Source organism: Type-D symbiont of Plautia stali, from assembly GCF_001485335.1.
In the GTDB taxonomy this organism is placed as follows: Bacteria; Pseudomonadota; Gammaproteobacteria; order Enterobacterales; family Enterobacteriaceae; genus Pantoea; species Pantoea vagans_C.
Genome location: NZ_BBOC01000046.1, coordinates 39121 through 45299 on the forward strand (window position 1 = coordinate 39121; position 6179 = coordinate 45299).

At 52.7% G+C, this 6179-nt stretch carries 5 protein-coding genes; 3 read left to right on the forward strand and 2 right to left on the reverse strand.

Annotated features, from left to right (window positions below):
* Positions 1 to 29 precede the first annotated feature (29 nt).
* Positions 30 to 869: an AraC family transcriptional regulator gene (locus PSSD_RS15435; RefSeq protein ID WP_058972829.1), complete on the reverse strand. Its 840-nt coding sequence runs from the start codon at positions 867 to 869 to the stop codon at positions 30 to 32.
* Between the two features lie 222 nt (positions 870 to 1091).
* Here PSSD_RS15435 and PSSD_RS15440 point away from each other — a divergent pair, with 222 nt between their 5' ends.
* Positions 1092 to 2396 carry an alpha-glucosidase/alpha-galactosidase gene (locus PSSD_RS15440; protein WP_058972830.1) on the forward strand — a complete coding sequence of 435 codons (1305 nt, stop codon included), beginning with the start codon at positions 1092 to 1094 and terminating at the stop codon, positions 2394 to 2396.
* Between the two features lie 90 nt (positions 2397 to 2486).
* Positions 2487 to 3914 carry a melibiose:sodium transporter MelB gene (melB, locus tag PSSD_RS15445; protein WP_058972831.1) on the forward strand — a complete coding sequence of 476 codons (1428 nt, stop codon included), beginning with the start codon at positions 2487 to 2489 and terminating at the stop codon, positions 3912 to 3914.
* Positions 3915 to 3921: 7 nt separating this feature from the next.
* Here the strand turns inward: melB and PSSD_RS15450 are convergent, their stop codons facing one another.
* Positions 3922 to 4938, reverse strand: a complete 1017-nt coding sequence (locus PSSD_RS15450) for a zinc-dependent alcohol dehydrogenase family protein (protein WP_058972832.1) — start codon at positions 4936 to 4938, stop codon at positions 3922 to 3924.
* Between the two features lie 94 nt (positions 4939 to 5032).
* Here PSSD_RS15450 and PSSD_RS15455 point away from each other — a divergent pair, with 94 nt between their 5' ends.
* Positions 5033 to 5935 (forward strand): LysR family transcriptional regulator, encoded by a 903-nt coding sequence (locus tag PSSD_RS15455; protein ID WP_058972833.1) that lies wholly within the window; start codon positions 5033 to 5035, stop codon positions 5933 to 5935.
* Positions 5936 to 6179 lie beyond the last annotated feature (244 nt).

Consider the following 6179-nt stretch of genomic DNA (forward strand, 5'->3'; position numbering starts at 1 on the left):
CCGATCTCATCACCGCTAAGAATTGTGTTTTAAAGTTCAATACACTCACTATTCGGTGGATGGCGCTTACGCCATTCTGTCGGCGCCAGATCAAAGTGCTGTTTGAAGGCGCGAAAGAAGTGCAGTTGGTCATTGTAGCCGACCGAACAGGCGATGACTTTGATGGGTAACGACGCATCCTGCAGCAGGTTCTTCGCCATACTCATGCGCACATTGAGCAAATATTGTTTGGGGCCAATGCTGAATGCCTTCTGAAACAGTCGGCTGAGATAGCTGCGATCAAGACGACAATGGTTGGCAATGTCGCCGATGCTGATCGGATTTTGGTAGTTGCGTTCGATAAAGGTCGTGGCCTGGTCGAGATGCTTGTTGTCGCCATTCGAAGCAACAACATTGCCTTTGCCATGGCTGATTAAAGCATCAAATAACAGGCAGGTTAGTCCAGCCAGTTTAATCGGGCGCGTGGTGTCTTCGGCAATTAATGAGTCGAGGGTTTGTTTTATTTCGCCACTGTCCTGCGGATTTTTTGCGGTCCATAGCGGGTGTTCGCGGCGTAATCCACACAATTCAAAGGTACGTTGGGCAATGAGACCATCCACTTCCAGCCACATATATTCCCATGGTGTTTTTTTATCCGCGATGTAAGTGGTAATTTGATGTGGATAAATTAAAAAAGCTTCGCCCGCCGTGACGTTCCAGCTGCCTTGTTCCGAGGTCAGGCTGCCTTTTCCTTTGACAATATAATGCAGCAAATAATGTTGCCGCACCGCTGGACCAAAACGGTGTGAGGAGGTGCAGGCTTCATGACCGAACTGATAAATATTAAGTCCAAAATGCAGCATGTGTTCCGGCAGTAAGTATTTCTCCATATCGCACCCGTTAACTTGACGTTTTACATGCCTTTGTAGCACACAAGCCAGACGGCAGATGCGGCTTTAAAGCAAAGGGAAAGCATAGTGAGAAGCACATCACACTTTGTTATGCGTCGTTTTTTTCTGCCATAGCGATGTCACATTTATACATATCACTTCCTGCTAAGCGCAATTATGTTTAAGTCACTCAGTCGAGAATGACTTAATAAAGGTGATGAGATGAAAATAACGTTCATTGGAGCGGGAAGCACTGTTTTTGCCAAAAATGTGCTGGGCGATGTATTAGCAACGCGGAGTATCTCTGACACCGAAATTGCACTGTACGATATTGACGCGCAGCGGCTTGATGAATCTTACAAAATGCTGACGAATATTAATGTCAATATTAACGCAGGTCGTGCGCGCATTGAAAAGTATGTCGGTGTGGAACAACGTCGTGCGGCCTTAAATAAGGCGGACTTTGTCATTAATGCCATTCAGGTTGGTGGTTACAAACCGAGCACGTTGATTGATTTTGATATACCTAAGAAGTTTGGTTTACGCCAAACCATTGCTGACACGCTTGGCATCGGCGGACTCTTCCGGGCGCTGCGCACCTTGCCAGTGATGTTTGATGTGGCGCGTGACATGCAACAGGTCTGTCCAAATGCCTGGCTGCTGAATTACACCAATCCGATGGCGTCGTTAACAGGCGCGATGCTGCAACACACTGGTGTGAAAACCGTCGGTCTGTGCCATAGCGTGCAGGTTTGCGCAGAAACGTTACTGAAAAGCGTTGATATGCCGACCGATAATGTCGTGTTTAACATCGCAGGCATCAATCACATGGCGTGGCTGCTGGATATTCGCCGTAACGGCGAGGATTTGTATCCTGAAATTCGCCGTCGTTCGCGTGCGCTCAACACCAGGCACGATGACATGGTGCGCCATGAGATCATGCACCAGTTTGGTTATTACGTCACAGAATCCTCTGAGCATAATGCAGAGTACATGCCGTATTGGATCAAGCGTCATTATCCCGAGTTGATTGAACGCTTTAACATTCCGTTGGATGAGTATCCCCGTCGATGTGTGGAGCAGATTGACCGCTGGCATATGCAGCGTGAGCAACTCACTAATAATGAAAACCTGACGCACACGCGCAGCCTTGAGTACGCGTCATACATTATTGAAAGCATGATGCTGGATAAGCCGTACAAAATTGGCGGCAACGTATTGAATAACGGTCTGATCACCAATTTACCGCGCGAAGCCTGCGTGGAAGTCCCCTGTCTGGTCGATGCGCAGGGCATTACACCGTGCTACGTCGGCGATTTGCCGCCGCAATGCGCGGCGCTCAATCGCACCAATATCAACACCCAGTTACTCACCATTGAAGCCGCCGTGACGCGCAAAAAAGAGCATATCTATCACGCCGCGCTGCTCGATCCGCACACTTCCGCTGAATTGTCGATTGACGACACGGTTCGACTTTGTGACGAGCTTATCGCTGCACATGGCGATTGGTTGCCGTCATATAGCTGATTTCCAGTGTGTTTCAGGTAAATTACTCGCGCTGGCTGACAACTGCTTCATGGCTGTCGGTTGCAGCCACGCGCCGCAGGAGAGTGAACAATGAGTGTGTCTCTGAAAACGAAAATCAGCTATGGCATAGGTGCCTTCGGCAAGGATTTTGCGATTGGCATCATTTATATGTACCTGATGTTTTACTACACCGACGTGGCCGGTATTTCGATGGGCATGGTGGCGACCCTGTTTCTGGTCGCACGTTTCCTGGATGCGTTGGCCGATCCCATCATGGGTTGGATTGTCGAGCGCACCCGCACGCGCTGGGGGAAATTCAAACCGTGGATTTTGGTTGGTACCCTGGTCAATTCAGTGATGCTGATCGCGGTGTTTAGTGCACATCACTTTCACGGTACCGAACAGATCCTGTGGATATGGCTGACTTATCTGCTGTGGGGATTCACCTACACCATTATGGATGTGCCGTTCTGGTCGCTGGTGCCGTGCATCACGCTGGATAAACGTGAAAGAGAAGCCCTTATCCCGTGGCCACGATTTTTCGCCAGCTGCGCAGGCTATTTAACCGGCGTGATTGGGCTGCCAGCCATTCGCTGGCTCGGTAATGGCAATCAGGGTGATGGCTTCCTCTTTTTCACCTACATCATCGTGTTCTTCTTCTTGGTCTGCACCCTGGTAACGCTGCTCAATGTGCATGAGCGCTATTCATCCGCTAATGCAGCGGCTCACGATGAGAAGCACAGCCTTGGCGCGGTGCTGCGCATGATTACGCGCAACCGGCCGCTGTTTGTGCTGTTGATTATGGCGCTGGCGTGGAATCTGGCTTACAGCATCATTAATGCGTTTGCCGTTTATTACTTCAAATATGTGTTTGATCGCGAAGATCTATTCCCGTGGTATATGGCGTTTGCGGGGGTCGCCAATCTGGTGACGATTGTGCTGTTCCCGCGTTTAGTACGCATCTTCTCGCGTCGTGTGCTGTGGCTCAGTGCGTCGGTGTTGCCGGTACTGAGCTGTATGATGCTGGTGGCCATTGCCTTGTGGTCACCACAGAGCGCGGTGTTGATTTCCCTTTCTGGTGTGTTGGTGAACATTGGCAACGCGCTGTTCTGGGTGATGTTGGTGATTATGGTGGCGGATACCGTAGATTACGGCGATTACGCGTTGGGCGTGCGTATTGAAAGTATCGCTTATTCGGTACAAACCATGGTGGTAAAAGCGGGTGCGGCCTTTGCTGGATTGTTTATTGGCGCGATGTTGGGTCTGGTGGGTTATGTTCCTAATGCGGTCCAGACTGCGAATACGCTGTTCGGCATGCAAGTCATTATGGTGGGAGCGCCGCTGCTGTTCTTTGCCATCACCGTTTTTGTCTATCTGCGTTACTACACGTTAGACGGGAAATTACTGGATGAAGTGCAGCATTGGTTGCAGCGCAAATATGGCGTAGAACCCGCCCCAACAGCGCAGCCAACAGCAGGCGCTGCGCCAGTGGTACAGGAAGTGCGTAGCTCAACATAACGTAGGTTTAATGAGCATTCACATCCAAATCAATCACCACTTTCCCCACATGGCCGGCAGATTGCAGGTAGCGGTAGGCTGCCTGCGTCTTATCCAACGCAAATACACGGTCAATCTCAGGTACAATCCTGGCGGTTTCAACCGCTCTGACTGCTGTCCTCAGATCCGCGGTCGATCCGGTATTATTCCCGATGATATTCAACATCTTCTGCATAATCGGCAGCACAGGAACGGTTAATTCCGCGCCGCCCACAAAGCCAATCACAAATATCGTGGCGTTATAAGCTGCGGCGGCGATCGATTTTGCAAAGGTTGCCGCGCCCACCGATTCCAGCACCAGATCTGCGCCATGGCCATGTGTTAAAGCCAGCACGCGCTTATCCCATTCTGGTTCTTCGCGGTAGTTAATCCTCTCATCGGCGCCCAGCGCTTTCACTCTTGCCAGTTTCTCATTGGAAGAGGAGAGCATAATCACGCGTGCACCTGCCGCTTTCGCGTATTGCAGGGCAAACAGGCTGACGCCGCCGGTGCCGAGCAGCAGCACAGTGCTGCCAGGCTGGACTTTACCGCGAGTGATCGCGTTCCATGCCGTGGTGGCGGCGATCGGTAAGGTGGCGGCCTGCTGCCAACTAAGGAAATCGGGGATAGCGACCAAAGAATCGGCTGGAACAACGGCGTATTCTGCCAGCCCGCCATGATTGGTCACGCCTCGTAACGCGTGATGATGTTCAGCGCGAATCGCCCCAGCATGCCAACGGTACATCATGCCCGGCACGACGCGTTGTCCGACTTGCCAACCACTCACGCCTGCGCCTAATTCGACGATCTCTCCCGCGCTGTCTGCGCCGGGAATAATGGGCTTGGCGATATCGCCAAACTGTCCGGTGGCCAGCGCTAAATCAAGATAGTTGAGGCTTACGGCATGCTGGCGGATCAGCACTTCACCATAGCCTGGCTGCGGGCAGGGCAGTTCGGTCAGATTCAGGGCGTCGATGGATGGGGCAGTAAGTTGAATGGCTCGCATAGTGATCTCCTGTGTAATAAGTCCATCCAGTGTGGCGTTAAAAAGGCGCTATAATCGTTGCCAAAACCAAATCAACGTTGCACAGGAAGCAATAATGCAGGATGACGATTTTCGCCAACGCGAAGCCTTTCTGGCCGTGGTACGTGCAGGCAGTTTTAGTGCGGGTGCGCGCGCGTTGGGGCGCGATGTTTCAGTGGTTTCACGCCGTATTGCGGCACTGGAAAAACGGCTGGGCATACGCTTGATTGAGCGCACCACGCGACGCATTCGTCCCACGGAAGAGGGGCAACGCTATCGACAAAAAATTGAACTGGCCGATGAGTTGTTGCGCGAAGCCGAGGAAGAAGCGCGTCGGCTGGCCGTGCGGCCAGCAGGCACGATCCGTGTTGCCATGCCCGCCGCTTTTGGCCGCTGCTGGGTCTCTCCCGCGTTACCGGAATTTCTGCAAACCTATCCGGATATTCGCCTGTGGTTAAACTGCAGCGATCACTATGTCGATTTGCTGGGTGATAACTTTGATATGGCGATCCGCATTGGCGTGATGGCCGATAGCCGCCTCATCGCGCGTAAACTGGCTGATACCTGTCGGGTGCTGTGCGTTGCCCCCGATTATCTGGCGCAGCATCCGCCTTTACTCAAACCGCAGGACCTGCGTGAACATGATTGCCTCGGTTTTACACCGATGCACAGCTGGCCAGAGTGGCGGCTGGTGAAGGAGGGACAACAGGTCTCTGTACCCGTGAAAACCCGCTATGAAAGTGATGATATCGATACCCTGAAAGAGGCGGCTAAAGCAGGCTTGGGTGTATTAATGGCCGCGAATTGGCTGGTGCAAAAAGAGCTGGCCGAAGGCTCGTTAGTCGCAGTGATGACAGACTGGCAGCCCGCAGGTGAGGATGGCGTGTGGCTGGTGAAACCCTCCAGCCAGTTACAGTCGGCGAAAATCAGCGCGTTAACCGATTGGCTGGTGAAGTGGTTTGCAGTGCCGCGCTGGTAAGCCGAAACGGATGTGGCGGCCTCAAAGCCTCAGCCTAAAAAGGGCACATAGGCTGAAAAGCAGGCTGGGGGCGTACCGGGGCTGGCAATCCGCAGCGCTGAACGGAGTGAGTCTGCCAGGAGAGCCCGCAGGACGCGGGCGAAAGGTGGCGCTGGAACATGGATGTTCCATCGGCACCGGTCCGTAAGGCAGACGAATGAAGAGAAGGCACCGCGTCAGCGGCGCGAGGACCGCCAGCCCCGGA